Below are 26381 nucleotides of genomic sequence, written 5' to 3'. Positions count from 1 at the left end.
CCAGCCGCACCAGCCCCGCCCCGGCCGCGCCCGCCGCCCCGGCGGCCAGCCGCGCCGCGCCGGGCATCGTGCCGCCACCACAGATGCTGACCACACCGCGCGCGTATTTGTGACTGTCCACCGCCTGGCCCGGCACCTGCCACAACCCGGGGGCGTTGCGCCAGGTGCGGACCGTCACCGCGTCCCACACCGTCTCCGGCATGCCGATATCGGCGACCACCAGCCGCCCCACCTTCTCGCGTCCTGGCAACAGCAGGTGGCCGGGCTTGGCCCGCACGAAGGTCACGGTCATCTCCGCCGAGGCCGCATAACCCAGGACCAGGCCGGTCGCGCCGTCGATGCCGCTGGGCATGTCCACCGCCACCACCCGCCGCGCCGCCACCAGCACCTCGGCCAGGGCGGCGTCGATCGCGCGGCTCAACCCGGCCCCGAACACCGCATCGATCACCAGATCGGCCCGCGCCACTTCCGCGGCGGTAAACGCCACACGCGGCCCGCGCCATTCCCCGGCCGCCGCCGCCGCGTCGCTGCCCGGCCGGGGCGGCGACAGCGCCGCCACCGCAACCGGCCAGCCGGCCTGCGCCAGGCGCCGCGCCGCGACATAGCCATCCCCGCCATTATTGCCCGGCCCGCACAGCACCAGCACCCGGCAGGGCGCGCCATGGCGGATGACGGCCCGCGCCACCGCCCGGCCGGCATGCTCCATCAACGCGCGCACCGGCACCGTGCGGCTGCCCGCCCTGTCGATCAGCGCCATCTCCGCCGAATCCGGCAACAGCAGCGCGGTCGCGATCTGGCCCATCGGGCACTCTCCTCGTTCCGGGGCCACCGTCTTGCGCGCCGGGGCGGAATTGGCGATCAAGCATACCATCGACGCCCGCACCACGTCACGCGGGCCCTCCTTCACCCTGGCCGGGAGCCGAACATGACCGCCTCGATCCTCTGGAGCCTCGTGCTCGCGATCCACCTGCTCGGCATGACCGCCTGGGTCGGCGGCATGATCTATGCGGTGTTCATCCTGCGCCCCAGCCTGGGGCTGCTGGACGCGACCCAGCGCGCGTCGGTCCATCTGCAAACCCTGGCCCGCTTCTTTCGTGTCGTCTGGCACACCATGCCCGCGGTCCTGGTCACCGGCTGGCTGATGATCCTGCACGAAGGCGGTTTCGCCGCCATCCCATGGCAGGTGAACGCGATGCAATTGCTGGGCCTCGCCATGGCGGCCCTGTTCGCGCGGATCTATTTCGGCCCGTACCAGAAGGCCCGCCGCGCCATCCGCCCCCAGCCCGCCCTGTTCGACAACATCCGTTCGCTGGTCACCATCAATATCGGCCTCGGCGTCCTGACGATTCTCTCCGCCGCCATGGCCCGCGGCCTGTAGACCGCGGGCCACGAACGCTACAGCACATGAACGCTACAGCACCGGCAGCGGCGCCGCCCCCATGGTGGTGATCCGCCCGGCGCTCAGGATCGATGCCGAGTTGATCAGCGACAGGTGCGAGAACGCCTGCGGGAAATTCCCCACCTGCCGGCCGGTGCCGGCATCATATTCCTCGGCCAGCAGCCCCAGGTCGCTGCACAGCGCCAGCAGCCGGTTGAACAGGGCATGCGCCTCCTCCATCCGGCCCTGGGCGACATAGGCGTTCACCAGCCAGAACGAACAGGCGATGAACGACCCCTCGCCCCCCGCCACGCCTTCCACGACATGATCGGGCAGATACCGGCGGACAAATCCATGCTCGTCCAGCAATTCGCGCTCGACCGCCGCGATGGTGCCGGTAACGCGCGGATCCTCGGCGGGCAGGAAACCGACGACCGGGATCAGCAACAGCCCAGCATCAAGCCCCGTGCCGCCGAAATACTGGACGAAGCTGTTCTTGTCGGCGTTGAACGCCTCGCGGCACACCGTGTCATGGATTTCCTGCCGCAGGGCCTTCCATTCGTCCAGCGGCGCCTCCAGCCCGTATTTCTCGACATCGCGAATCGCCCGGTCGAACGCCAGCCAGCACGAGATCTTGGAGACGGTGAACTGGCGCCGCCCGCCGCGCACCTCCCACATGCCCTCATCCGGCTCCCGCCAGATGGTCGCCAGATGCTGCAACAGCCCGACCTGCAACCGCCAGCCATCGGTAATGGCGCACAGGCGCGTCTGCCGGGCGACATGCAGCGCGGCGATCGCCTCGCCATACACATCAAGCTGAAGCTGCCCGGCCGCCGCATTGCCGACCCGTACGGGCTGCGAGCCCTCATAACCCGGCAGCCACCCGGCCTCCCACTCGTTCAGCAGGCGCTCGCCGGCGATGCCGTACATGATCTGCACCTGGTCGGGGCTGCCGGCGACGGCGGCCTGTAGCCAGTCCCGCCACGCCATCGCCTCGTCGTAATAGCCGCCGGCCATGATCGCGATCAGCGTCAGCGAGGCATCCCGCAGCCAACAATAGCGATAATCCCAGTTTCGCCCGCCCCCCAACTCCTCGGGCAGCGAGGTGGTCGGCGCGGCCACGATCCCCCCCGTGGGCTGGTAGATCAGCGCCTTGAGCGTCAGCAGCGACCGCCGCACGATCGCGGCATGCTCGCCCTGATAGGTGCAGCGCGCGATCCAGTCCGCCCAGAATTGCTCGGTCCGATGCAGGGCCGCCCGCGCATCGATGGGCTGCGACAGCGTGCCGTGCGAATCCATATAGGTCAGCACGAACGGCACCTGCTCCCCCTCGGAGACGATGAAGCGCGACACGGTATGGCGATCCTCGCCATGCAGCGCGACCGGGCAGCGCAGCACGCAGCGCGACGGCCCGGCGATGGCGCTGATCCCCATATTGTCCGGCAGGCGCGTCACCCAGGGCACCGACAGCCCGTAATCGAAGCGCAGCACCAGCCAGTTGAGGATCGGCACCGCGCCCCGCCGCCCCTCGACGATCCGGATCAGCGTGGGCTCGGCGGCACCGACCGCCATGAAATCCAGGACCGCGACCACGCCGGTATGGGTCTCGAACACCGTTTCCAGCACCATGCCCTGGTTGCGGTACGACCGCGTCACCGTGATCGGCGCGCCCGCGCGCTCCTCGTCCGGCGCCAATTGCCAGTGCCCGTTCTCCCCGTCCCCCAGCAGGGACGCGAAACAGGCCGGACTGTCGAATCGCGGCCAGCAAAGCCAGTCGATCGACCCGTTCCGCCCGACCAGGGCGCAGCTCCGCCCATCGCCGATCAGGCCATAATCCTCGATTTTCAACGGCGTGACTGTGACCACGGATCCTCCAGAGACAAGACGCCAGCGACATGGGACTCAAGACCCGCGACGCGCCAGGACCAACCCTGCCCCCCGATGCACCGCGCTTGATTTTCGTCCCATTTCTCGATACGGACAGTCACGCGGAATCGGAGGATTCGCCTTCATTTTCGCAAGGCCCTGCTTCGTCGCAGGAAAACAGGCCGAAAATGCCTGCCGGACCACATCGTGGCGGAATGGACGGGACCACACCACTGACACGTTCGAGAGAATTTTGAGCCCCAAGACGAATGCCTCCGCTTCGGCCGAACCTGACGCCGCAGCCCATCCCGTCTCCATCGTTCCACCTGACACGGACGCCGGTTCCCCGGTTGGCGCGCCGTCGGCTTCCGGTGCCGTGGATCTCCCGGCCGAGCCGGCTGAGGCTGCCCCGCAGCCGCTCTTTTCCGATCTGGGCCTGTCCGAGCCGATCCAGCGCGCCATCGACGAAGCCGGGTATCGTCACCCCACGCCGATCCAGGCCCAGGCGATTCCCTATGTGCTGATGAGCCGCGACGTGCTGGGCGTGGCGCAGACCGGCACCGGCAAGACGGCGGGCTTCACCCTGCCGATGCTCGAAATCCTCTCGGGCTCCCGGGCCCGGGCCCGCATGCCGCGCTCGCTGATCCTGGAGCCGACGCGCGAACTGGCGTTGCAGGTGGCCGAGAATTTCGTCAAATACGGCAAATACCTCAAGCTGAACCACGCATTGCTGATCGGCGGCGAAAGCATGGCCGAGCAGAAGGACGTGCTGAATCGCGGCGTAGACGTGCTGATCGCCACGCCGGGCCGCCTGATCGATCTGTTCGAGCGTGGCGGCCTGCTGCTGACGCAAACCCGCCTTCTGGTGATCGACGAGGCCGACCGCATGCTCGACATGGGGTTCATCCCCGATATCGAGAAGATCGTCGGCCTGCTGTCCCCCCAGCGGCAGACTCTGTTCTTCTCGGCCACCATGGCGCCGGAAATCCGGCGCCTGGCGGACATGTTCTTGCAGAACCCCCAGGAAATCACCGTCAGCCGCCCCTCCTCGGTCGCCACGACCATCGAGGCCGGGCTGGTGGTGGTCGATGAGGACGACAAGCGGCGCGTGCTGCGCCAGATGCTGCGCGACGACGCGGTGCAGAACGCCATCGTCTTCTGCAATCGCAAGCGCGATGTCGACGTACTGTGCAAATCGCTGGTCAAGCACGGCTTCTCGGCCGGCGCCCTGCATGGCGACCTGCCGCAATCGGTCCGCTTCTCGACGCTCGAACGCTTCAAGGCCGGCGACCTCAAGATTCTGGTCTGCTCCGACGTGGCGGCGCGCGGCATCGATATCGGCGGCCTGTCGCATGTCTTCAATTTCGACCTGCCGTTCCATCCCGAGGATTACGTCCACCGGATCGGCCGCACCGGTCGCGCCGGCCGTACCGGCCACGCCTACAGCCTGGCCTCGCCCCACGACCGGGGCCTGGCCGAGGCGATCGAGGCGCTGATCGGTCACCCGATCCCCCGCCTGGCGGTCGAAGGCGTGACCCAGCTCGACTGGTCCGAGGAAGATCGTCCCCGCGGCGGCAAGGGTCGCGGACGCGGCCAGAAGACGGAGCATCGCGGCGGCAAGCCCGCCCGCCCCTCCGCCGCCACGCCGGTCGAAGCCACGCCGGTGCCGGAAGCCGCCGCTGCCCCGCCGCCATCCGCACGCAAGCCCGCCCCGCCCCGGCATCATCGGGAGCGTGAACTGGAAGATACCTCCACGCAGGCGAACGGCACCCCGATCACGGGCTTCGGCGCGGACGTCCCCGCCTTCATGCTGCTGCCCCGCCGGCACGTCGCGATCGCGCCTTCGGCCGACGACGAAAGCACGCACACCGTCGACGAACTGGCCTGAATCCCGGGCGTCCTGGCCGGCGCGAACCGGCCAGGACAAGCTGGATAGAAAACCAATGACCACCGATATCGATATCAGCGCGCTCGGCGTGGACGGGGATGGCCTGGCCCGCCTGCCCGACGGCGCGCTTCTCTTCGTCCCCGGCGCCCTGCCGTGCGAACGGGTCCGCATCGCCCCCCCGAATGGCCACGCCGCCGCCCTGCTGTCGGTCTTGCGGCCCAGCCCGGACCGGACGCAACCTCCCTGCCCCCTGTTCGGGGAATGCGGCGGCTGCGCCGTCCAGCACCTCGCGCTGCCCGCCGCGCTGGACTGGAAGGCCGGAACGGTCGTCCACGCCCTGGAGCGTGCCGGCTTCGTCGATCCCACCGTCATCGGGCGCGTCCAAAGCCCGCCAGCCTCGCGCAGGCGTGTCGACCTGGCGATTCGCCGCCGGCCCGACGGCGTGGCGATCGGGCTGCACGCCCGCCGCGGCGCGGTGGTCGACCTGACGACCTGCCCGGTCCTGGCCCCCGCGCTGTTCGCCCTGCTCCCCGCGCTGCGTGACGTGGCGCGGTCGCTGGGCGCATTGCGGCAGAACGGCGACGTGCTGATCAACCTGCTCGATTCGGGCCCCGACCTGCTGCTGGCCACCGACGGGCCGCTGGAGCCGAGCGATCGCGCCAAGCTGGCCGCATTCGCCCGCGCGCACCACATTCCCCGCATCGCCTGGCGCCCCGTCGGCACCACCGACGCGCCGGAAACCGCCGCCCAGACCGGCCCGGTCCATCACCTGTTCTCGGGCACCGCCGTCGCGCCGCCGCCCGGCGCCTTCCTGCAACCCAGCCGCGAAGGCGAAGCCGCGATCATCGCGGCGGTGCTGGCGGCGGTGCCGCGCAAGCTGGTCCGCCGCGACACGATCATCGAACTCTATGCCGGCTGCGGAACCCTGTCCTTCGCCCTGGGCGAAAAAGCCCGGCTCCTGGCCTTCGAAGGCCAGCCCGACGCCGTCGCCGCCCTGCGCCGCGCGACCAGCAAGACCCGAATCGTCGCCGAGCAGCGCGACCTGAACCGCCAGCCGATCATGGCCCGCCAGATCGCCGACGCCCGCGCCGTCGTCCTCGACCCCCCGTACATGGGGGCCGGCGCCCAGATGGCGCAGATCGTCGAAGGCCGGCCCGAACGGGTCATCTATGTCAGTTGCAACCCCCAGGCCCTGACCCGCGACGCCGCGGGACTGAAGACGGCGGGATACCAACTGGACGGCGTGACGGTCATCGACCAGTTCCTGTGGTCGGCGGAGGTCGAGGCCGTCTGCGTCTTCAGCGCCCCACCCGCGCCTCGCCGCCGGATACGGTGATCCGCGCCGCCATGCGGATCGGTCCCGGCATAAAGCGGCCTGGGTCCGGTATCGGGTCAAAGCCCCGGCGGCGCGGAACCCGTCCGAACACGGTCGTTCGGACGGGCGGCAATACGCTACACGGCCGGCCTGACGGCCGTGACGGCCATCACCAGATCTTCACCCGGTCCGCCGGCTTCAGATAAAGCGTCTGGCCCGCAACGACACCCCACGCGTCATACCATGCGTCGATATTATGCATCGGCATGTTGACGCGCGCGACCGGCGGCGAATGCGGGTCGACCACGATCTGCTGGCGCATGGCGTCGTCGCGCACCTTCTCGCGCCACACCTGCGCCCAGCCCAGGAACACCCGCTGGTCGCCCGTCAGCCCGTCGATCACCGGCGCCGGCTTGCCATGCAGCGAGGCATGGTAGGCATCCAGCGCCAGCGTCAGCCCGCCGAGATCGGCGATGTTCTCGCCCATCGTCAGCTTGCCGTTCACATGCACGCCCGGCAGAACCGCGAACGCGTCGAACTGCGCCCCCAGCCGGTCGGCAAGTTTCTGGAACCGCGCCGCGTCCGCCTTGGTCCACCAGTCGCGCAGCCGTCCATGCTCGTCGAACTTGCGCCCCTGGTCGTCGAAGGAATGGGTCATCTCATGACCGATCACACCGCCGATCGCGCCGTAATTGATCGCCGGGTCCGCCTTGGGGTTGAAGAAAGGCGGCTGAAGGATCGCGGCCGGAAACACGACCTCATCGAACACCGGCATATTGTAGGCATTCACGGTCTGCGGGGTCATGTCCCATTCGTCGCGATCGACCGGCTTGTCCAGATGCGCCAGCCAGTATCGCCATTCGAAGGCCATCGCGCGGCTGGCATTGCCATACACGTCACCCTTGTGGATCGTCAGCGCGCCATAGTCGCGCCACTTGGTGGGATAGCCGATCTGGACGGTGAAGCTCTCCAGCTTGCGCAACGCGGCGGCACGGGTCGCCGGCTCCATCCAGCCATTATGCTGGAGCCGGACTCGGAAGGCCGCCTTCAACTCGTCCGTCAGATGCCCCATCTGCACCTTGCTGTCCGGCGGGAAATAGCGCGCGACATACACCCGGCCGATCGCCCACCCCATCGCGGAACTCGTCGCCCCCACCGCGCGCTTCCAGCGCACCGGCAGTTGCGGCTGGCCGGACAGCGTCTTGCCGTTGAACGCGAACCACGCATCGACGAACGCTTTCGACAGGTCGGGCGCCGCGTTATCCGCCAGATGGAAGGCCAGCCACGCGCGTAGCGTCGCGATATCCGTCGCGCCGAGGATCTTCGCCTCTCCCGCGATCGCACTGGGTTCGCCGGCGATCACGATACGCTGCGCAAGGCCCGTCGCCGGAACGCCCGCCGCCTGTAGCCAGCGCGTCCAGTCGAAACCGGGCGCCTCCTTCCCAAGCTGCGCGACGGTGCGGGGATTGTAGCTCTTTTCCGGATCGCGCATCTCGTCGCGCGCCCAATGGACCTTCGCGATCGCCGTTTCCAGCGCGACGATGTCGGACGCCGCCCGCTTCGCGTCCGGCCACCCGATCAGCCCGAGCATCGTCTCGACATAGGCCTGATACGCGGTCTTCTTCGCGGCAAAGGAGGGTTTGGCGTAATAATCCCGGTCCGGCATCCCCAGCCCCGCCTGGTCCAGGTCCAGCGAATAGCGCGTGGGGTCCTTCGCATCGGGCTGGATCATGAGCGAGAACGGCGACGCCTGGAACGTCTCCTGCGCCGCCCCGGCAACGGCGGCGAAGGACGCGGCATCATGCACCGCCCGGATCGCGGCCAGGTCGGCCGCCAACGGCGCCGTGCCCGACGCCTCGACGGCCGCCTCGTCCATGAACGCGGCATAGAACGTCCCGAGCTTGCCTTCGATCGTCGTCGGGTCCGCCTGCGCCTGCGACGCCACGTCGTTCAGGATCGCCTGCACCCGCGTACGCGACAGCTCGGCAAGCTCGTTGAACGGCCCCCAGCTCGTCCGGTCCGGCGGAATGACCAGATGGTCGACATAGGTGCCGTTGGCATAGCCGAAGAAATCATCGCCCGGCTTCACCGAAAGATTGCGCCCCGACAGGTCGAACCCCCAGGCCCCGTGGGGCGCGGCCGCCGCGCCAGGCGTAGCGGGCACCGCCATGGTGGCGGCCACGGCACTGCCGGCACCCAACGTCCCGGCCAGGCAGGCCGTGCCCAGCAGCATCGCGATTCCGCCGCGACGCTTCGCGACGCGGCCATTTTTCGCAAGACTCAAATCGATGTCCTCCCGGCGCGCCACCGCGCGCCGCATTGTATGAAGCGGCCGTTCCGGTACGAGACCCGAATGCCCACGCTCAGAAGTTCGCCTGGACCGACAGGGTGAACGAACGCCCGATGATACCGTCGAAATAGCGCGTGCTCGAACCGGTATAGGGATATTGCGGCTTGGCGTCGAACACGTTGTTGATATTCACGTTTGCCACATAATGCTTGAGGAACGTATAGCCGATGGTCGTGTTGAACATGAAATATTGCTTGAAGTTGTTGATCGAATAGGTGTTGGGGGCCACGTTCAGCTTGTAGTGGCTCTTGCCGTAATAGATCATCTGCCATTGCAGCATGAGCGGGCCGCGGAAATAATTGATATTGGTCGTGAAGCTGTCGCGCGGGTTGCGCGTATCGCCGACCTGCGCATAGGTCTGGCTCAGCAGCGTCTGGTTGTTGAAGACGTAATGCATGTAATTGACGGTCATCTCGACCGCGCCCGATTTCGGACCCAGCCCGATATCGTCCAGCGTCAGGAAGTAATCCAGCTTGGACTGCACGCCGCGCACATGCTGGTTCGCGATATTGTAGTATCCTTCCTTGAAATTCGTAATCTGTCCGGACGAATCCCGCGTAAAGGCCGAGCAGTAGGCGTTCGGAAAGTTCGGCGAATCGTAGCACGCATCCATGATCTGGGTGATATCGAGCGACTGGATCTCGTTGTGCAGATTGATGTCGATGAAATCGGAATTGATGGTCAACCCACGCACCCAGCGCGGCCGCAGGGTCACGCCGCCGGTAAAGCTGTCCGCCGTTTCGTTTTGCAGATGGCGGTTGCCGCCCGAACTGCCGAGCACGGTATAATTGTTGATGTTCGACGTGAAGTTGGTCGGCACGCCCGCCCTGGCGCAATTCGCGCGCCGGACACCCGGATTCGGCCCGGACGTGATGAACTGGGGCGAGCACGGATCGTTCCCGCTATCGTAGACCGAGCCATCGGGCGCGAACAGTTCCGTGATCGACGGCGCGCGGAGCGAGCGGGTATAATTGCCGTGGAACACAACGTCGCGCGTCGGCGCATAGGTCCCCCCCGGCGGTCCAGGTCCAGAAGCCTCCGGTTATGGAATTGTTGACGTAGCGCGCCGCCGCATCGCCCGAGAATTCATAGACGCCGGGCACATGCATCTTCGGCGAAACCAGCGGAACCTCCAGTTCCGCGAAGGCCTCATGCGTATGATAGCTGCCCGCGACCGGCGAGACCGGAATATATGCGCCATATTGCTGATAGGTGCCGTCCGGCATCGCCTCCCCGCGGAAGAAGGCCCCCGGATTGAAGTTCGTGGCCTCGCGCCGGTGCTCGTAGCCCAGGTCCCAGCGCACGTCGCCCGCCGGCAGCTTGACGACGGTGCTTTTCACTTCGGCCACGATGTCGAACTGGCTGTTGGTCTGCGAGGTCTTGCTCATGGCGGTCACATAATCGATCGCCGACTGGGTCGCCGTGCCCACGCCGAACGGATTGAGCGCCGCGCAGGTCGCGTTCTCGGTCGGCAGCGGTGAGCTGACATAGCCCGGCGCGCAGCCGATCTGCCCGTTGGGCAGCGTCACGGCATTCAGCGCGTTGACGAAGTTCTGCGCCACGATCATGGGCTGATAGGTCTGCGACATCGAGCGCCCATAGGTGCCGGTGATGTCCCAGTCGAAATGACGGCCGGCGAATTCGAAATCCCCGTTCAAGCCACCGACGAAACGGAATGTCTGCGTGTTCGTGGTAAAGGCGCCGGTCCCATAGTCGGTATTGGCGCGCGCCAGATAGAACTGGTCGGTCGGCAGTCCCTGGGCGGCAAGGTTCGAGACGATGGTGGAGCGTTCCGCCTGCGTCAGGAAGGGATTGTTGGTGCTCAGCACCAGGTTGCCGCTCTGCGTCCCGTCGGCGGCGCCCGTCATCGCACTCGCGAACAGGGCGGTATTGTAGTTGGGCTGGGCGGACGTATTGAAGGCGCTCGCATCCTGGTACCAGCCTTCGAACTTCGCCTTCAGATGCTCGGTGATGTCGTAATGGGCGAGCGTGGTCAGGTTCAGCCGCGTCTGGCCGACGATCAGGTTATCGTAGTTGCCGATATTGAAGCCATTCCCGCCGGAGCCCGAAATCTGGTCGCCGTTGACCGAATTGAAGGTCAGCGGCACCAGCGCGCTGCCCGTGGGGTTGAAGATCAGCGTCTGTCCCGCGGCGTTCGTCACCCCCCCCAAATTCTGGCCCGAAAGCGTGGGATAGGTATCGGAGGTGACGGGAATGCCCGTATTGGTAAATTCCAGATAGCGCTGCCCATGTTGCAGCACATATTGGTACGGGCTGTTCGGATTGTTGCTCTGCCCGAAATAATTGCTGTCTCCACCGCCGAATTGCGGCCGTGCCGCGCGGGTCAGCGGAAGCTGGTTGTTATATTCCACGTCGAAGACGACACCGCCCCGGTCATGGTCGAAATGCCGGCCGGCCAGAAGCGCGATCCTGGCCGACCCGTCGTCCAGTTTCTGGGAAAATCCACCCTGGGCCGTAAACTCCACGCCCTGGAAATCATTCTTGAGGATGAAGTTCTGCACGCCGGCGATCGCGTCAGACCCATAGGCCGGCGCGCCGCCGACGCTCACGGTCTCGACCTTCTTGATCAGCGACGAGGGAATGATGGACAGATCGACCGGCGACCCCGCGACCGCGCCGAAGATCGAGGACGAGGCGTCGGAGACGAAGCGCGTGCCGTTCACCAGCGTCAGCGTGCGCTGCGAGCCGAGATTGAACATGTTGGCGAAGAACTGTCCCGCGCCATAAGAGCCTTGGGCTCCCATGTTCGAATTGTCCGGCAGGCCATAGGCCGGATTTTCACGCAGCAGCGCGGTGCCGACATTGGTATAGCCGCGCCGCGCCAGTTGCGCGGCATCCAGCGTCGTGGTCGGCATGATGTCGGTCAGTGCGGAATGCGCGAGGCGCGACCCCGTCACGACGATATCTTCCGCGTTGGACGTCGCATCCACCCGGGCCGGAGCGGCAAGGACGGCGGCATCCGTCGCCCTGACGGCGCTCCCTTGCGGTGCGGGGGTGGCCGCCGGCGCGCGCGGCGCGGTCGTGACGATCTTCAGCCCGCCGGAAGGCGTCGCGACCGCGCTCAGCGCCGTCCCGCGCAGGGCCTGGCCGACCGCCGCCGCCTCGGTCATCCGGCCGCTGACCGCAACCGCCTGCCGCCCCGCCACCTGATCGGGCGAAAACGCGATGGGGGTCCCCGTCTGGGCCGATATGCGCAGCAGGGTTCGTGCCAGCGGCGCGGGCGGCAGGGCGAAGGTGAAGGATTTCGCCTGACTGATGGAGACATCGGCGGCCCGGACTGACGAGACGCCCGCAAGGCACGAGCCCGCGAGCAGAAAAAAGGTGGATATGCCGAATCGCCGCTGGTTTCTCTTCATTTCTTCCTCATCGTTACGGACCGTTACGGTATGGCCGTCACAAGGGATGAGGATCGAGCCGGCCAAAGTGATACCGACTGAGAAACTTTTTTTACACGCGTGTCGTCACGACACCGAATTGATCGTCACGACCCCGAAGGGCAGATGCCGGACGGAGACCGGAAAGATCTCCTCGATCTGCACGAGCGAACGGCCGGCATCGTTCAGCGAGAATACGCCGCTCGCCCGGATGCTGGCCGCGCGCGGGGTGATGTAGAGCGCCCCCTGCCAGTAGGGCGCCAGCCCCGTGACCACATCGCCAAGCGTCCCGTCTTCCACGATCAGCATGCCATTGCGCCAGGAGGTCGCAAGCCCCCAGTCGATGGCCCGTTCGCCGGGCCCATCCGGCTCCAGATCCACGGCATGACCGGCCGCCAGGGTCAGGCGCGGCCCACGCGCGGGCAGAATGGTCAGCATGTCGTCATGGGCGGTCACGACGGTCCGGCCGCCATCGCGGCGGACCATGAAATCGCCGGTCGGCGCACGCACCGCGCCCGCGCGGGTGGCAACCTGGATAAACGGCAACGCCGCGTCGGGGCGGCTTTCCACGAGAACCGTTCCCTGTAGGAGCGTGAACGCGCCCCGCCCCCCGCCGGGGGCGAATGCGATGGCGCTGCACGGCGCAAGCGTCGCGGTGGATCGCGCGCCCAGGGCCAGTTGCTGCGTCTCGCCATGACGGGTGCGGATATCGGCGCGCCCGTCGCCCGACAGCAGGTCCGGCCCGGCCAGCACGCCCGCGACGCACGTCGCGCCGGCCACCGCGCCCAGCCCCCGCCGCAGCAGCGCGCGCCGTTTCACCCGGCGCAGATAGAGGTCGCCCAGAGACTGGCCTCCCAGCACCGCGCTCAGCCGCGCAAGCTGCATGTCCACGGCGTCGGGCTGCCCGTTTCCGCCCTGCGGCGCGTCCGTGGACCGTATTGGATCGGAAGCCATGATGCCTTCTATTACGAGCAGGAATTCAGGAACTCAAGGCCGATCCAGCACGCCGGCGCAGGCACGCTCGGCGGTATCGATATATTTCCGTACCATGCTGACCGATACGTCGAGCCGCTCGGCGATGTCCTGGTGGCGCAGATGGTCGATCCGGTAGAAGAAAAATGCCGCGCGCGCCTTGGGCGACACGCCGCCCAGCGCATGATCCATGCGCTGGAGCAGTTGCAGGAACGCGTTATGCTCCTCGGGGCTCGGCGCCGTCTCCGCCGAAACGGTCCGCAGCGCGTCCAGATAACTCGCCTCCAGCAGGCTGCGCCTCCTCAGTTCGGAAATCAGGCGCCGCGCCACGACCAGCAGAAAGGCACGCGGCTCACGCAGGCTTTCCACCTGCCGGGACGCGGCAAGGCGGGCAAACACCTCCGAGGCGACCTCCTCCCCCTTGCTGCGCGAACCAAGCTGGCGCGCCATGCGCCCCGCCAGCCAGCCGAAATGCGACTGGAACAACCCCGCCAGCGGGTCTGCAAGACGTGACTGCGTCAGGGGGTGTTTGCTCATTTCTGGTTTCACACAGCCCAACCGGACGCGTCGGGCACCGGATCGCATCGCATCCCGCACGCATAAACACCAAAGAAAATCGTGTAATTATCGAATCTGTCCGATATATGAACTTTTTTCAAGGATAACTTTTCTCACACGATCTTGATATCGCTCGTCGTAGCGCCACCGCGGCCGTATCGCCCTCCCCTGACAATCATAACGAAGCTGCAATAGGCAAGGGACATGCCCGGCCGACCATCCGCTTTTTTCTGGAATGTGTCCTCGCGAACACCCCGCCGCCGCCCGGCATGAAAATCCGTTTACAGACACCCGACAGGATGCAAGAGAAAAAGGAGGATCATCCGACGACCGGCTGCACGGCCATCGCGTGCAACGCCGATTCGCATCACGCCCGGGGATCGAACCATGCGCCTGGGGTTACTGGCGGTCGTGGCCGCCTGCCTGCTCGCCGCCCCGCCGGCGGGGGCCGAGGACATCACCATTCGCGGCGCGGCGCCGCGCGTCACGGTCTCGACCCTGCGCCGGATGGCGGCGACGGCCGATGCCATCCGCCTGCGCGACGGCCGGCCGACCGGCCTTCAGCTCCATGTCCACGCCATGCTGGAGCCGGGCGACCGTCCGCCCGAGGACGCGAACATCGTCCTCGCCGCGAAGCGCGGCCCGATCTCGCTGTTCCCCGCCGGCGGCGATGAAATCGTTCTCCCCACCGATCCGGTCTTGCGGGCCGAGAACCCGGACGTCGTGGCGACCCTGGCCCGGGGTCAGGACATCGGGTTCCGGGCGACGGTCGGTCTGGACCACCCGCCGGCAAGCCGCTTCACGGCCGGGGACGCGGTCGGCTGGATGGCAACGCTCGATCGCCAGATCCATCGCCAAGCCGGTTTCCTCATGTCGGCCTTTCTACCCGACACGAAGACCGTCATCCTCACCCTGCCCGCCGGGTCGGAACTTTCCGTGACCGAAGACGGCCGGACATTCAGCCTCGTCCGGAACCGGAGTCCCGCACCGTACGATTTCGCGCTCCAGCCGCGCACCTACCCGGCGGCCGCCGTCTTCGCCAGTACGAAGCCGATCTCCGGCATAACGATGATTTTTCCGATCCCGCTCAATCGCTGGAAACGAACGGACTGAAGAATATCATGCGGCTGCGGCGGGATCTTTTCCGCCAAACGCAACCATCCCGTTCGACGTTATCATGAGCCCGCGACACGGAGCGTCGTCTCATGATTATCGTGCATCATCTCGAAAATTCCCGCTCGCAACGCATACTCTGGCTGCTTGAGGAACTCGGCGTGCCGTACGAGATCCGATTCTACAAACGCGACCCCCGGACGATGCGGGCACCCCCCGAACTGCGGAAGATCCATCCGCTCGGCAAGTCGCCGATCATCACGGAAGGCGATGTCACGCTCGCGGAAAGCGGGGCCATCATCGCGTATCTTCTCGACGAACATGGCGATGGCCGCCTGCGCCCGCCCGCGGGCACACCCGATTATCGCAGCTTCGTCTACTGGCTGCATTACGCGGAAGGGTCGGCCATGCCGCCGCTGGTAATGAAACTGATCTTCGGCCTGCTGCCATCGCAGGTACCGCTCCCGCTCCGGCCATTCGCCTCGCTGATCGCGCAAGGCGTGCGGGCCCGGTTTCTGGACCCGGAGATCAAACGTCACGTCGCGTTCTGGGAGCAGTCCTTGGCGCAAACCGGCTGGTTCGCCGGCGACGACGTCACGGCGGCGGATATCCAGATGAGCTTTCCGCTGGAAGCCGCCTGCTCGCGCATGGGCGGCATCGCGCACAGCCCCCATGTCGCGTCCTTCCTGCGGCGCATCCACGCACGCCCGGCATGGCGCCGGGCCCTGGAACGAGGCGGCCCCTATGCCTATTCGGGCATGTGAGCCACGGGAACGGGCCGAAATCCGCCCCCCTCGCCCCTCACAGGCCAAGAAGCTTCCTCACGGCCGGCTCGATGGCGATCATCAGCCCGGCGGCCGGCAGGCTCACGCCCCCGCCGGAAGAGCCGGAAACATCGGACGAACGGCTGATGACCGCATCTTCCTGGTCGAGAATCGCCCTGTCCGGCGCCGGGAGCGTCCGCTCGCCATCCAGCGCCTTCAGCCCCGCCCCGGCAATGACCGCAAGATGGCGGGACGTCACCAGCGCCTCGGACAGGCCCCGGACCCGCGCCACCGCGGCAAAGGCCGCGTCATTGTCGCGCCAGGCCACAAGCTGCCGCCGCAGGGCCGGCGCCACGCCGCGGTCCCCCGCCACATAGCGGCCGACCAGCATCGAAAACCGCGTCGCCGCCACCGGGTCGGGCGTGGCGATTTCCCCGATCTCGTCCAGCCTGTGGCCATGACGCCCGACATAACGGTTCATGTTGTAGTTGCGCAGCGGCACCGTGGCACTGGCCAGAACCAGCACAGGATCGACCGATCCCGGCGAAAGCCGGGCCGCCATGCGCCACCTGTTCGCCTCGCCCTGCAATCCCGTGATCTGCAGCCCGGCATTCACCACCGCCAGCCGGCGATACATGTCGTCGACATCCCGCACGTCGGCGGCCGACCAGAAGCGCTCGGCGATCGCGGCCGCGCGCGGCCAGATACGGCCATCGAGCATCTCGTCGGTCACCAGTTCCGCCCACAGCGGCGCCTCGCCGCCCAGGACGAGGGCCTTCTGCCGCGCCGTCAGCGGCGGCGGCGCGGGTTCCTTCACGAAGGCGGCCACCAGGTCCGGACGTCCGCCCTTCTTCAGCAACCTGTCGGCCTGCGCGCGGGTAATGCCATTCGCGGCCGGATCGTAAGGATCGACCAGATAATGCTGCCCAGCCGGCTGAAGCAGATCGAGGTAATAGCCGGCGGACACGATGACAGGGTGACGGCCTGCCGTCGCCGAGGCGATGAATTTCGAGCTGCGCCATACATCGACCACCACATCCGCCGGAATCGGCGCCTCGCTGACCTCGTCCCACCCGACCATGATCTTGCCCTGGCTGGCCAGGACCGTCTGCACCTCGGCGGTAAAGGCCGCCTGCAACGCCTGCGGCGTCGCGTAGCCATGCGCCTTCATCCAGGCCGCGATCTTCGGATTCTTCAGCCATTCGTCGGGCTCGACCTCGTCGCCCCCGGAATGGAAATAGGCATCGGGGAACAGCCGGCCCATTTCGCCGTAAAGCCGCCGCACAAGCCGCAGCGTCGCCGGCAGGGTCGGATCGAGCGCGGCCGTATTCTTGTTCTTCGGCTCCGGATCGACCGGGCTGGTCGCCGCCAGTTCGGGGTGCGCCAGCAGCAGCGCCAGCGCATGGCCCGGCACGTCGAATTCCGGCACCACCCGGATGCCGCGATCCGCCGCATAGGCGACCAGATCGCGGATCTGGGCCTGAGTATAATACTGGCCGTGCGATCCCTTCGCGGTCAGTTCCGGCAGCACATGGCTCTCCACCCGGAATCCGGTGCCGTCGCTCAGATGCAGGTGCAGCACGTCGAGCTTCAGCATTTCCATCGCGTCGAGCTGGCGCTCGATGGTCTCGACCGCCACGAAATGGCGCGAGGTATCGATCATGATCCCACGCCAGGCGAACCGGGGATGATCGGCAATGGTCGCGAAACCGATCTTCGCACCGTTTTCGTCCCGGCCGATCAGTTGCGCGAGGGTCGCCAGCCCGTGGATCACCCCGTCGGGCCCGTCCGCCGTCAGCGTGACCCCATCGGGGCCGACGACGAGCCGGTAATCCTCCTTCGCCCGCACGGTCAGCCATCCCGCATCCTGCCCGGCCTCGATACGGAGCATGACGGGCACGCCCCCCGGACCGGCGGGGCGATCGGCGGCGGGCAGCACCCGCCCGGCCAGCGCGTCGGCACGACGCAGGAAACGCGCCGCCGCCGCCCGGAGCATCGCGGACGGCGGACGGCTCCACGACACGGCGAAGCCCCCGGACAACGGCAGGGCACCATCGGAGAACGCCACCGAAGAAGGCAGCGGCATCAGCGCGGGACCAGACGCGCGCGCCATGGTCTCCCGCACCGCCACCTGTCCACCCGAATGCGTCGCACAGGCCGACAGGGTCGCCGTCGCGGCAAGCAGCGACGACCCGACAAAGGCCGCGCGCGCGGTCGAAAACATCATACTTATTCTCTCCAGGACCATTCACCACAAGCCGTGGCGGCCCACGGCGCGATCCGCTCCGGGCCGCGCGATCACCCGCCCGCCTGAATCGCCGCCAGCTCGGCGTCGTGGCGCATCTGCCATTCGATCGCGTCCCGCTGCGTCAGCGCCGCTGCCGCCGCCGGGTCGAGAAGGACCAGGCAGTCGCGATGATATTGCAGGGCCGAACCCGGCACCGTGGCGCTGACCGGCCCCTCGATGGCACGCGCCGCGATCGCGGCCTTGCGGGCACCGGTCACGACCATCAGCGCCTTGCGCGCTTCCAGGATCGTGCCGGTTCCCATCGTGATGGCCCGCGCCGGCACGTGCGACGGGTCCCCGCCGAACATCCCGGCATTCTGCGCCAGCGTCGCCCGCGCCAGGGTCACGACGCGGGTACGGCTGGCCAGCGACGACAGCGGCTCGTTGAAGCCGATATGCCCGTTCTCGCCCAGTCCCAGCAGTTGCAGATCGATCCCCCCGGCCCGGCCGATCCGCGCCTCATAGGCCACGGCCTGCGCCTCGGCATCCGGCGCGGCACCGTCGGGCACATGGGTCCGCCCCGGGTCCACACCGACATGCGCGAACAGATGCCGCTCCATGTAATGCCGATAGGATTGCGCGTGCCCGCCCGGCAACCCGACATATTCGTCCAGATTGAACGTGGTGACGGCGCTGAAATCGATCCCCTCCGCGCGAACGGTCCCGACCAGCCGACGATAGATCGCCTCCATCGTCCGCCCCGTCGCCAACCCCAGGACCGACTCCGGCCTGGCGCGCACCTGGTCGGCCAGCAACCGGGCGGCGACCCCGGCCACGCGCTCGGAATCGGGACAGATGATGATCTTCATGGCATTCCGCCCCCCGCGCGCAGGGCCATGATCCAGCCCCCGATGAAAAGATAGGACGGCACGGCCAGTACCATGAAAGACGGCGTGGTGCCCAGCATGGGGATCAGATGCACGAAGACCTGCGGCAATACCGCCCCGCCGGAAAAAGCCATGACCAGGAACGACGTGATCCGGGCCTGGTCGGGCCCGCCCTCCCTCAGCACGACGGGAAAGAGGGCCGGCAGGATCATCGCATTGGCAAACCCCAGCAGCGCGACGCAGAAGACCGGAACGATGCCGGGCGCGACCATCGCCGCCAGGCAGAGCACGACCCCCGCGACACAGGACAGCAGCATGTAGCGCTCCTGCGCCACGACGCGCGGCACCAGCACCATCCCGGCCAGATAGCCCGCCATCATCGCGGCCAGCGTCAACGCCGTCAGATATTTCGTCACGTCCAGCGACAGGCCGAACGACCGGCCATACAGCCCGATGGCATCCCCCGCCATCACCTCCACCCCGACATAGAGGAACATGGCGAACGCTCCGGTCAGCAGCCATCCCGGCTTGGCTTTCCCCGCCTTGCCCCCCGCGCCGATGGCGGTCCCGACGGAAATGTCGGGCAGCCGCGCCCGGACGGTCAGCACCGCCAGCAGCAGCAGCAGCCCGGCCATGGCGGCATAGGGCGCATGCACGGCATGGGTAAAGCCCGCCAGCATCGCCTCGCGGGCCGGCCCGGGCGGCGTGCGGCCGATCTCGGCCGCGACGCCGCCCACATTGGGCATGACGATCACGGCGAACAGCGCCGGCGCGACGATGCCGGCGAACTTGTTGGCAACCCCCATGATCGCGATCCGCTGGGCGGCGCGGTCATGCCCGCCCAGCAGGCTGACATACGGATTGATCGTGATCTGCAACAGCGACAGCCCGGCGCCGATCACGGTCAATCCGCCCAGCGCGCCGACATACCATCGCGCATTGACGCACTCGCCGAACAGCGCGGTACCCACCGCCATCACCACCAGCGCGATCCACAGGCCGCGCCGCAGCCCGACCCGCCGCGTCAGCACCGTCGCCGGCAACGGAAAGATGAGATAGGCCAGGTAGAAACACACGGGCACCAGAAACGCCGACACGTCATCCAGATCGAAGGCCACCTGGACGAAAATGATCAGCGGCCCGTTCAGCCAGGTCACGAAGCCGATGCTGAAGAACAGCGTGGCCATGACCACGATCGGCCGCCACCCGTACGCCCCGGCGGGGCTGCGTGTCGCCAGGCCGGCCAGCCACGGCCATCTGTCGCAACAACCGGCCGGCGCGGCCACCGGCCGGCGCGACGGATCGGATCTCTCCTGCAAGGTCAGAGCCCGGCCGACAGTACAACGCAGGAGAAGGAAATCTGGCGGAACGAGACGCGCATGGTGACAACTCCACAGGCCCGGCTGGCGGTGATCACAAACACGCTCGCAAACCGGCCTTTAATGTGTAATGGAAATTTAGTCTCCGACATTTAATTATAACAGAAAATTAAGCGACCTGACCGCGCGCCTCCCCGGAATGTTGCATAAATGACACAAACTTCCAGGCCGGTCAGACGCCGTCGGGGCCGAAGATGAAATAGCGCGCCGCCAGGCTCGCCGCGCCGGAGGCGAAACTGTCGGGCTCGAAATCCCGGAAGAGGATCATCCCGCGCGACGCCGGGCGCCGCAGGATATGGGATTCGGTCTCGCGTTGCAGGGCATGGCCATAGATCCCGTCACGCAACTGGGGGTCCAGCATCACCACGACATGGCTCGGATCGACCAGTTGGATCAGATGGGCGGTGGCCAGCCCCATCGAGGCCCCGGCATGGTGCAGGATCGACAGCGCCTCCGGCTGCCCCGCGGCCGCCAGCCGCGCCAGCTCCCCGATCCCGGCGGGCAGCCCCGCCCGGCGCGCGGCATTGCCGATCGCCAGCAGCGACGCCACGGTTTCCAGGCAACCGCGATTGCCGCAGCGGCACGGCAGGGCATGGGCCATGTCCGTCACGATCGGCGCGTGGGACATCTCGCCCGCTCCCCCGGCAGATCCGCGCAGCAACCGCCCATTGACGATCGTGGCGCAGCCGATGCCATGGCTGATGAAGATCACGCTGAAATCCGGGCTGCTGCGCAAGGTCCCGAACAGTTGCTCCCCCAGGATCAGGGCGTTGGCATCGTTCTCGATCCAGGTGGGCAGCCCGGTCCGTTTCGACAGCAGGCCGCCGATATCGACATCGCGCCAGCCCAGCGCCGTGCAGGCCAGACAGGTCTGGCGGTCGTTGGCGACGAAACCCGGCAGCGCGACCCCCACCCCGGAAAGATCGCCCCGGGCCGTGCCCAACCCCTCGCGCAACTGCCCGATCGCCGCGCACAGCGCGGCCACGCACGTGTCCAGGTCGGCATGGCGCGGCAGTTCCATGCGGTCATGCACGGTGCCATGCAGGTCGGTCAGCACCACGATCGCCGGATCGTCCTGCAACGAGATGCCGATCAGCCACGCGGCCTCGGCCCGCACCGCCAGCGGCACCGAGGGCCGTCCGCTGCCATGTACCGGCGCCTGCTCGCACAGGATGTCCTGTTTCAGCAGGTCGCGCACCAGGCCCGAAACGGCCGCCTTGCTCATGCCCAGCCGCAAGGCGAGTTCGCTCCGGCTCTCCGGTCCATTGCGGCTCAGGCTGCTCAGAATCAGATAATGTCCGGTGGAAAGCATGATGAGAGATCCTCGGAGACCGCACCGCTCTATAGTTTATATTATGAACTATGTTGACGGAACAATGAATTGTCTGTTTACAAAAAAAGACCGGAAAATCAGGATGCCCCCATCCGCCGGCCAATCCGGAGTATGAATCCTTTCATGATTCTTTGCGCAGATATCGGCGGATCGTTCATCGATTTCGCGATGGTCCACCCCGATGGCCGGACCGATCACCGCCGCGCCGTCCCGACTCCGGTGGATGATACCCCGGCCTTTATCGGCGCCCTGGCGGCGCTCTGCGCGCCCTGGCCCGACATGCCGCTCCACATCGCCATCGCGGGGGTGGAATGTCCCGATACCGGCATCATCCGGGCGGCAAACATTCCCTGCCTGCAAACCCTGCCGCTCGCGGCCCGCCTGCGCGGCGAAACCGGGCGCATCGTCCGCATCGCCAACGATGCCGACTGCTTCGCGCTGGCCGAGGTCCATTTCGGCGTCGCTAGGGGGCCACCGCAACGTCTTCGGCATCATCCTCGGCACCGGGATCGGCGGGGGTTTCGTGCTCGGCGGCCGGATCGTGCCCGGCCTGGGCGGCGTGACGGGCGAATGGGGCCACGCCCCGCTCGTCATCCTCCCCCCTGCCCCGCATGGCGAAGACGCGGCGGCGATCGCGGCACAGGTTCCATTCTTTCGTTGCGGCTGCGGCCTGTCGGGCTGCCTCGACACGATCGCGGGCGCCCGCGCCCTCGAACGGCTGCATCTCTGGGCGGGAGGCAGTCCGCTCACCAGCCGCGCGATCCTCCAATCCTGGCAGTCCGGCGACCGCCAGGCCGGAAGGACGCTGGATATCTGGCTGTGCTACATGGGGGCCGGGCTCGCCCATGTGATCAATGTCACCGGCAGCACCATCGTCCCCGTCGCCGGCGGCCTGGGCAACGTCCAGGCCCTGGTCGACGCGCTGGACCACGCCGGTGCGCGCCCGCATCCTCACCGCCACCACCGGCCCCCTTCTCAGGCGCGCCGCGCTGGGCAAGGATGCCGGCCTGCTCGGCGCCGCCTGCCTGGGGCCGGATATCCGCGCAGAGGACTGACTGGCCGGGTCAGCCTTCCCCTCCGCCTTCCACCAGCGTTTTCAAACCGCGCAGGACAATCTCCCAGTTCCGCGCGGCGTGGTCCGCCTGCTCCGCGGTCGCGCAATTGGCCGTGGTCATCGTGACGGTCACCCGCCCATTCTCTTCGTCCAGGCGATACCGGATGATCAGGCGCGCCTCGGGCAGATCCTCGGTACCCGAAAAACGCGACCAATAACTGTAGGACAGGCCGCTCCGGGGCTCGAATTCCAGCACCGTGCCGCGATCTTCATAGCTCTGGCCCTGATACACGCCGCAAAAGATCGTCGGCGCGCCGACCTGCCAATCCGTCGTCAGCTTCGTCCCGAAAAAATAACGTTCGATCAGGGGCGGACTGGTCAATGCATCCCAGACCTCGGCCCGGGATGCATTGATCGAAATACTGGCGGATCCTTCATACATCGCTCTATCCTCATGGACGAAACGCAAGATTAGGTTCAGCGCCGAACCATGGCTTGTAAAAACCCGACAGAACCGCCCCGCGCGCTGGATCGCGCCGTCCTGTCCCTGCCCGCCGGCGTCAGGACCGGCCGCATTCCGCCGCCGGACGACCTCTCCCCCATGATCGAACATTTCTGGTGGGTGCAATGGGCGACCGAACGGGCGCAGACGTCGGAAGTGCTGTCCTATCCCTCCGTCCATCTGGTGTTCGAGGACCGGCGCGCCGAAATCGTGGGAATCGTACGGAAAAAATTCACCCGGCGACTTGAAGGCGAGGGAACGGTCTTCGGAATCAAGTTCCGTCCCGCCATGTTCCGACAATGCGACAGGGCACCCGCCTGCCGGTTGACGGACAGGACCGTGCCGCTCGACCTTGCCGTCTGGGACCGCGCGCTCGTCGTCCAACTTCTTCACGCCCCGGCGATGCCGGAAAAAACGCGCCTGGCGGAAATGGCCCTGCGCCTGGTCGCCAGGACCGGCGACCGGCACGCTCTCCCCATCCGCGATCTGGTCGAACATGTCCGCGCGAATCCGGAAATACGCACGGTGGCCGATCTGGTGCGGACATCGGGATGGACCGAGCGCACGCTCCAACGGCTTTTCCGCGACTATCTGGGCGTCAGCCCCAAATGGGTGCTGCGACGCTTCCGGCTCCAGGAAGCGGCGGAGTGCCTGGCGCGGGAAACGGGCACGATCGCCTCCGTCGCGGCGGAACTCGGCTATTGCGATCAGGCCCATTTCGCGCGCGACTTCAAATCCGTCGTCGGTCTCTCGCCTCGCCAGATCCAGGAGCGGGCGCGAAACGCCCCATGATGTGGCGTCAGACGTGAAAGCTCTCGCCGCAGCCGCAGCGGCCCTTTTCGTTCGGATTATTGAAGGTGAAGCCGCTCTCGAGCTGCTTGACCTCGTAATCCATCGTCGTGCCGATCAAAAACAGGGTCGCCTTGCGGTCGACCAGCACGGTCACGCCCTTGTCGGTCACGACCTCGTCCCCCGGCCCGGCCGCCTCGACGAAGCTCATGTCATAGGCATGGCCCGAACAGCCCTTGGTCGAAATCGCGATCCGCAGCAACTGCCCTTCATGGGCGGTCGCATACAACACCCGCAGCCGCTCGGCCGCCCGGTCGGACAGCGCCATCAGGGGCGGCAGGGCGCGCCGGGCGGCGGGGGGCGCGGCGGCCGTCGCGTTGCTGGAAAGAGTCATTGGCAATCTCCCGATCCCGGCAGGCACGCTGGCCCGCCGCGACATATCAGAACATGTTCAGGCTCAGGCGGGCATCGTCGCTCATGCGCGACATGTCCCATGGCGGGTCCCAGACGATCTCGACCGTCGCATCGGTCACGCCGGGAACGGTGCGAACCGCTTCCTGCACCTGGGCCGGCAATTCCTGCGCGCTGGGACAATTGGGCGCGGTCAGCGTCATTTCAACGCGCACCGCGCCGTCGCGATGCAGGTCGATGGCATAGATCAGGCCCAGCTCATAGATATTCACCGGAATTTCCGGATCGAAGACCGTGGCGATCGCCGCGATCACCGCCTCCTCGTCGGGCACCGAGGCCGCAGCCTCCGCCGCCGGCGCGCCGTCCGGCGTCCAGCCCGCCACCACGGGGCTGTCGCCCGCCGGCGGCGCGTCGAAGGAGAACCCCTGCCCGTCCACCCCGCTTCCGGTTTCACCCATCGCGGCCATCCTGTCGGTCTGCACCATCATTCCCGCCTCATCCGTCCCTCGACTCATCCGCCGGCCCGTCGGTCAATGCCGCCTCCAGCGCCGACCACGCCAGGGTCGCGCACCGGATGCGCGACCGATGCCGGTGCAGCGGCGCAAAGACCATCAGGTCCGGCAGGGCGTCACCGTCCTGCCCGGTCTGCAACAGGGTGGTGAATTTCCGCCCCATGGCCACGGCCCCGCTCCTGTCCCGCCCCGCCGCCAGCCCGGCCATCATGTCGGCCGAGGCCAGACAGATCGCACACCCCCGGGTCTCATGGCGCACCATCCCGATCCGCCCGTCCGCGTCCAGCCATACCCCGACGCGCACCCGGTCACCGCACATCGGGTTCGTCCCCTCGCCGCGCCGGGCCGCGCCCTCCAGCGGGCCGGCATGAACGGGCGCCCGCGCCCGTTCGATCACCTGCCGCTGATAAAGCCCTTCCACGTCCACCGGCCGCGCCTCAGGCGAAGAAGCCGCGAATCTGCGTCAGCGTCGCCGTCAGCGCGTCCACTTCCTCGCGCGTGGTATACAGCGCGAAGCTGGCGCGCGCGGTGGCGGACAGGCCCAGCCGCCGCATCAGCGGCTCGGCACAATGATGGCCGGCCCGCACCGCGACCCCGTTGCGATCCAGCAGGGTCGCGATATCGTGCGGATGCACATCGTCCATGGTGAACGAAATCACCCCACCCCGGTCCGCCGGCGCACCGATCACCCGCAGGCCCGGCACCTCGGCCAGACGCGGCAGCGCATACGCCACCAGCGCCGCCTCATGCGCCGCGATGGCGTCATACCCGACCGCTTCGATATAGCGGATGGCGGCACCCAGCCCGATCGTCTCGATGATCGCGGGCGTCCCGGCCTCGAATTTATGCGGCACGGTCGCCCAGATCGACCGCTCGAACGTGACGGAGGAGATCATGTCCCCGCCGCCCATGAAGGGCGGCATCTCCTCCAGCAGCTCGCGCCGCCCCCACAGCACGCCGATCCCGGTGGGGCCATACAGCTTGTGGCCGGTAAAGGTGTAGAAATCGGCATCGATCGCCCGCACATCGACCCGGCGATGCACCACGAACTGGCTGCCGTCGAACAGCACCCGCGCCCCCGCCGCATGGGCGATGTCGGCAATCCGCCGCGCCGGCGTCACGGTGCCCAGCACGTTCGACATGTGGGTCACCGCCACCAGCGCCACCCTGCCGTCGGCCACCAGGCGCTCCAGCGCATCCAGGTCCAGATCGCCCGCATCCGTGATCGGCGCCACGCGCAGTTCGATGCCCGTCCGGTCGCGCAGCATCTGCCACGGCACCAGGTTGGCATGATGCTCCATTTCCGAGATCACCACCGCCTGCCCCGGCCGCAGCAGGCTGCCGAAGGAGTAGGCCACCAGATTGATCGCCTCGGTGCTGTTGCGGGTAAAGATCACCTCCTCGCGCGCCGGGGCCCCGATCAGCCCGGCCACCTGGTCGCGCACCGCCTCATAGGCCTCGGTGGTGCGCTCGCTCATCCAGTGCAGGCCGCGATGGATATTGGCGTATTGCGTGCGCATGGTGTCGCCCATCGCCTCGATCACCTGCACCGGCTTCTGCGCCGAGGCCGCGCTGTCCAGAAAGACCAGCGGCCGGCCATGCACCGTCTCGGCCAGGATCGGGAAGTCGGCGCGCCGGTCGCGCAGCGCATCGATCGGGTCGGTCATCACCACGGGCGAGCCATCCAT

General features: G+C 67.3%; 22 protein-coding genes and 2 pseudogenes. 8 read left to right on the top strand and 16 right to left on the bottom strand.

All coding sequences use genetic code 11. From position 1 onward, the window contains the following. On the bottom strand, window positions 1-802 hold an 802-nt coding region (locus tag HLH48_RS14575; protein WP_182998216.1), incomplete at its 3' end, for an NAD(P)H-hydrate epimerase. A gap of 123 nt (window positions 803-925) precedes the next feature. On the opposite strand from HLH48_RS14575, the gene HLH48_RS14570 reads away from it, so the two are divergent. Continuing rightward, window positions 926-1378, top strand: a complete 453-nt coding sequence (locus HLH48_RS14570; RefSeq protein ID WP_182998215.1) for a CopD family protein — start codon at window positions 926-928, stop codon at window positions 1376-1378. A gap of 33 nt (window positions 1379-1411) precedes the next feature. On the opposite strand, the gene HLH48_RS14565 is transcribed toward HLH48_RS14570, so the two are convergent. Continuing rightward, on the bottom strand, window positions 1412-3244 hold the full coding sequence (locus HLH48_RS14565; RefSeq protein ID WP_182998214.1) for a glycoside hydrolase family 15 protein: 1833 nt from the start codon (window positions 3242-3244) through the stop codon (window positions 1412-1414). A 253-nt stretch (window positions 3245-3497) separates the two neighbouring features. On the opposite strand from HLH48_RS14565, the gene HLH48_RS14560 reads away from it, so the two are divergent. Next, on the top strand, window positions 3498-5132 hold the full coding sequence (locus HLH48_RS14560) for a DEAD/DEAH box helicase (protein ID WP_182998213.1): 1635 nt from the start codon (window positions 3498-3500) through the stop codon (window positions 5130-5132). A 55-nt stretch (window positions 5133-5187) separates the two neighbouring features. Next, a complete protein-coding gene (locus HLH48_RS14555; RefSeq protein ID WP_182998212.1) occupies window positions 5188-6468 on the top strand; it encodes a class I SAM-dependent RNA methyltransferase in 1281 nt (426 codons plus the stop codon). A gap of 148 nt (window positions 6469-6616) precedes the next feature. Here the strand turns inward: HLH48_RS14555 and HLH48_RS14550 are convergent, their stop codons facing one another. From HLH48_RS14550 to HLH48_RS14530, 5 genes are all read right to left on the bottom strand, one after another. Further along, window positions 6617-8680 (bottom strand): M13 family metallopeptidase, encoded by a 2064-nt coding sequence (locus HLH48_RS14550; RefSeq protein ID WP_246387360.1) that lies wholly within the window; start codon window positions 8678-8680, stop codon window positions 6617-6619. 130 nt (window positions 8681-8810) lie between these two features. Next, entirely contained in the window at window positions 8811-9782 is a 972-nt protein-coding gene (locus HLH48_RS14545; RefSeq protein WP_182998210.1) for a TonB-dependent receptor domain-containing protein, read from the bottom strand. Then, complete coding sequence (locus HLH48_RS14540) at window positions 9700-12174, bottom strand: TonB-dependent receptor plug domain-containing protein (protein ID WP_182998209.1); 2475 nt, start codon at window positions 12172-12174, stop codon at window positions 9700-9702. The genes HLH48_RS14545 and HLH48_RS14540 overlap by 83 nt, the downstream gene beginning before the upstream one ends. A 105-nt stretch (window positions 12175-12279) precedes the next feature. Further along, on the bottom strand, window positions 12280-13146 hold the full coding sequence (locus HLH48_RS14535; RefSeq protein ID WP_182998208.1) for a FecR domain-containing protein: 867 nt from the start codon (window positions 13144-13146) through the stop codon (window positions 12280-12282). 33 nt (window positions 13147-13179) lie between these two features. Further along, the gene (locus HLH48_RS14530; protein ID WP_182998207.1) at window positions 13180-13701 is read right to left on the bottom strand and encodes a sigma-70 family RNA polymerase sigma factor; all 522 of its coding nucleotides are present in this window, start codon (window positions 13699-13701) and stop codon (window positions 13180-13182) included. A gap of 408 nt (window positions 13702-14109) precedes the next feature. Here HLH48_RS14530 and HLH48_RS14525 point away from each other — a divergent pair, with 408 nt between their 5' ends. After that, complete coding sequence (locus HLH48_RS14525) at window positions 14110-14835, top strand: hypothetical protein (protein WP_182998206.1); 726 nt, start codon at window positions 14110-14112, stop codon at window positions 14833-14835. 92 nt (window positions 14836-14927) lie between these two features. Further along, complete coding sequence (locus tag HLH48_RS14520; protein WP_182998205.1) at window positions 14928-15599, top strand: glutathione S-transferase; 672 nt, start codon at window positions 14928-14930, stop codon at window positions 15597-15599. 37 nt (window positions 15600-15636) lie between these two features. Here the strand turns inward: HLH48_RS14520 and HLH48_RS14515 are convergent, their stop codons facing one another. From HLH48_RS14515 to HLH48_RS14500, 4 genes are all read right to left on the bottom strand, one after another. After that, window positions 15637-17826: a beta-N-acetylhexosaminidase gene (locus HLH48_RS14515; RefSeq protein ID WP_246387350.1), complete on the bottom strand. Its 2190-nt coding sequence runs from the start codon at window positions 17824-17826 to the stop codon at window positions 15637-15639. Between the two features lie 71 nt (window positions 17827-17897). Next, complete coding sequence (gene nagB, locus HLH48_RS14510) at window positions 17898-18695, bottom strand: glucosamine-6-phosphate deaminase (protein ID WP_182998203.1); 798 nt, start codon at window positions 18693-18695, stop codon at window positions 17898-17900. Then, window positions 18692-20032 carry a glucose/galactose MFS transporter gene (gene gluP / locus HLH48_RS14505; RefSeq protein ID WP_456305412.1) on the bottom strand — a complete coding sequence of 447 codons (1341 nt, stop codon included), beginning with the start codon at window positions 20030-20032 and terminating at the stop codon, window positions 18692-18694. The genes nagB and gluP overlap by 4 nt, the downstream gene beginning before the upstream one ends. A gap of 232 nt (window positions 20033-20264) precedes the next feature. Continuing rightward, entirely contained in the window at window positions 20265-21404 is a 1140-nt protein-coding gene (locus tag HLH48_RS14500) for an ROK family transcriptional regulator (RefSeq protein ID WP_182998202.1), read from the bottom strand. A 132-nt stretch (window positions 21405-21536) separates the two neighbouring features. Between HLH48_RS14500 and HLH48_RS23800 the strand changes: the two are divergent. Together HLH48_RS23800 and HLH48_RS23795 are read left to right on the top strand one after the other, a co-directional pair. Continuing rightward, window positions 21537-21830, top strand: a pseudogene (locus HLH48_RS23800) (hypothetical protein); the annotation flags it as partial. Between the two features lie 16 nt (window positions 21831-21846). After that, a pseudogene (locus tag HLH48_RS23795) lies at window positions 21847-22296 on the top strand (ROK family protein); the annotation flags it as partial. A 193-nt stretch (window positions 22297-22489) separates the two neighbouring features. On the opposite strand, the gene HLH48_RS14485 reads toward HLH48_RS23795, so the two are convergent. Then, entirely contained in the window at window positions 22490-22921 is a 432-nt protein-coding gene (locus HLH48_RS14485; protein WP_182998199.1) for an SRPBCC domain-containing protein, read from the bottom strand. A gap of 48 nt (window positions 22922-22969) precedes the next feature. Here HLH48_RS14485 and HLH48_RS14480 point away from each other — a divergent pair, with 48 nt between their 5' ends. Continuing rightward, window positions 22970-23773 carry a helix-turn-helix domain-containing protein gene (locus HLH48_RS14480; RefSeq protein ID WP_182998198.1) on the top strand — a complete coding sequence of 268 codons (804 nt, stop codon included), beginning with the start codon at window positions 22970-22972 and terminating at the stop codon, window positions 23771-23773. A gap of 7 nt (window positions 23774-23780) precedes the next feature. On the opposite strand, the gene HLH48_RS14475 is transcribed toward HLH48_RS14480, so the two are convergent. From HLH48_RS14475 to HLH48_RS14460, 4 genes are read right to left on the bottom strand one after another with little or no spacing between them, the layout of a single operon-like run. Continuing rightward, the gene (locus HLH48_RS14475; protein ID WP_182998197.1) at window positions 23781-24164 is read right to left on the bottom strand and encodes a HesB/IscA family protein; all 384 of its coding nucleotides are present in this window, start codon (window positions 24162-24164) and stop codon (window positions 23781-23783) included. A gap of 46 nt (window positions 24165-24210) precedes the next feature. Beyond that, window positions 24211-24648, bottom strand: coding sequence for an SUF system Fe-S cluster assembly protein (locus HLH48_RS14470; RefSeq protein ID WP_373320285.1), 438 nt, complete (start codon window positions 24646-24648; stop codon window positions 24211-24213). A 28-nt stretch (window positions 24649-24676) separates the two neighbouring features. Then, window positions 24677-25120 (bottom strand): Fe-S cluster assembly sulfur transfer protein SufU, encoded by a 444-nt coding sequence (gene sufU, locus HLH48_RS14465; protein ID WP_182998196.1) that lies wholly within the window; start codon window positions 25118-25120, stop codon window positions 24677-24679. Window positions 25121-25130: 10 nt separating this feature from the next. After that, window positions 25131-26381, bottom strand: a complete 1251-nt coding sequence (locus HLH48_RS14460; protein ID WP_182998195.1) for a cysteine desulfurase — start codon at window positions 26379-26381, stop codon at window positions 25131-25133.

The organism is Gluconacetobacter sacchari, assembly GCF_014174255.1.
Taxonomy (GTDB): Bacteria; Pseudomonadota; Alphaproteobacteria; order Acetobacterales; family Acetobacteraceae; genus Gluconacetobacter; species Gluconacetobacter sacchari.
This window is presented reverse-complemented; position numbering and strand designations above follow the sequence as displayed.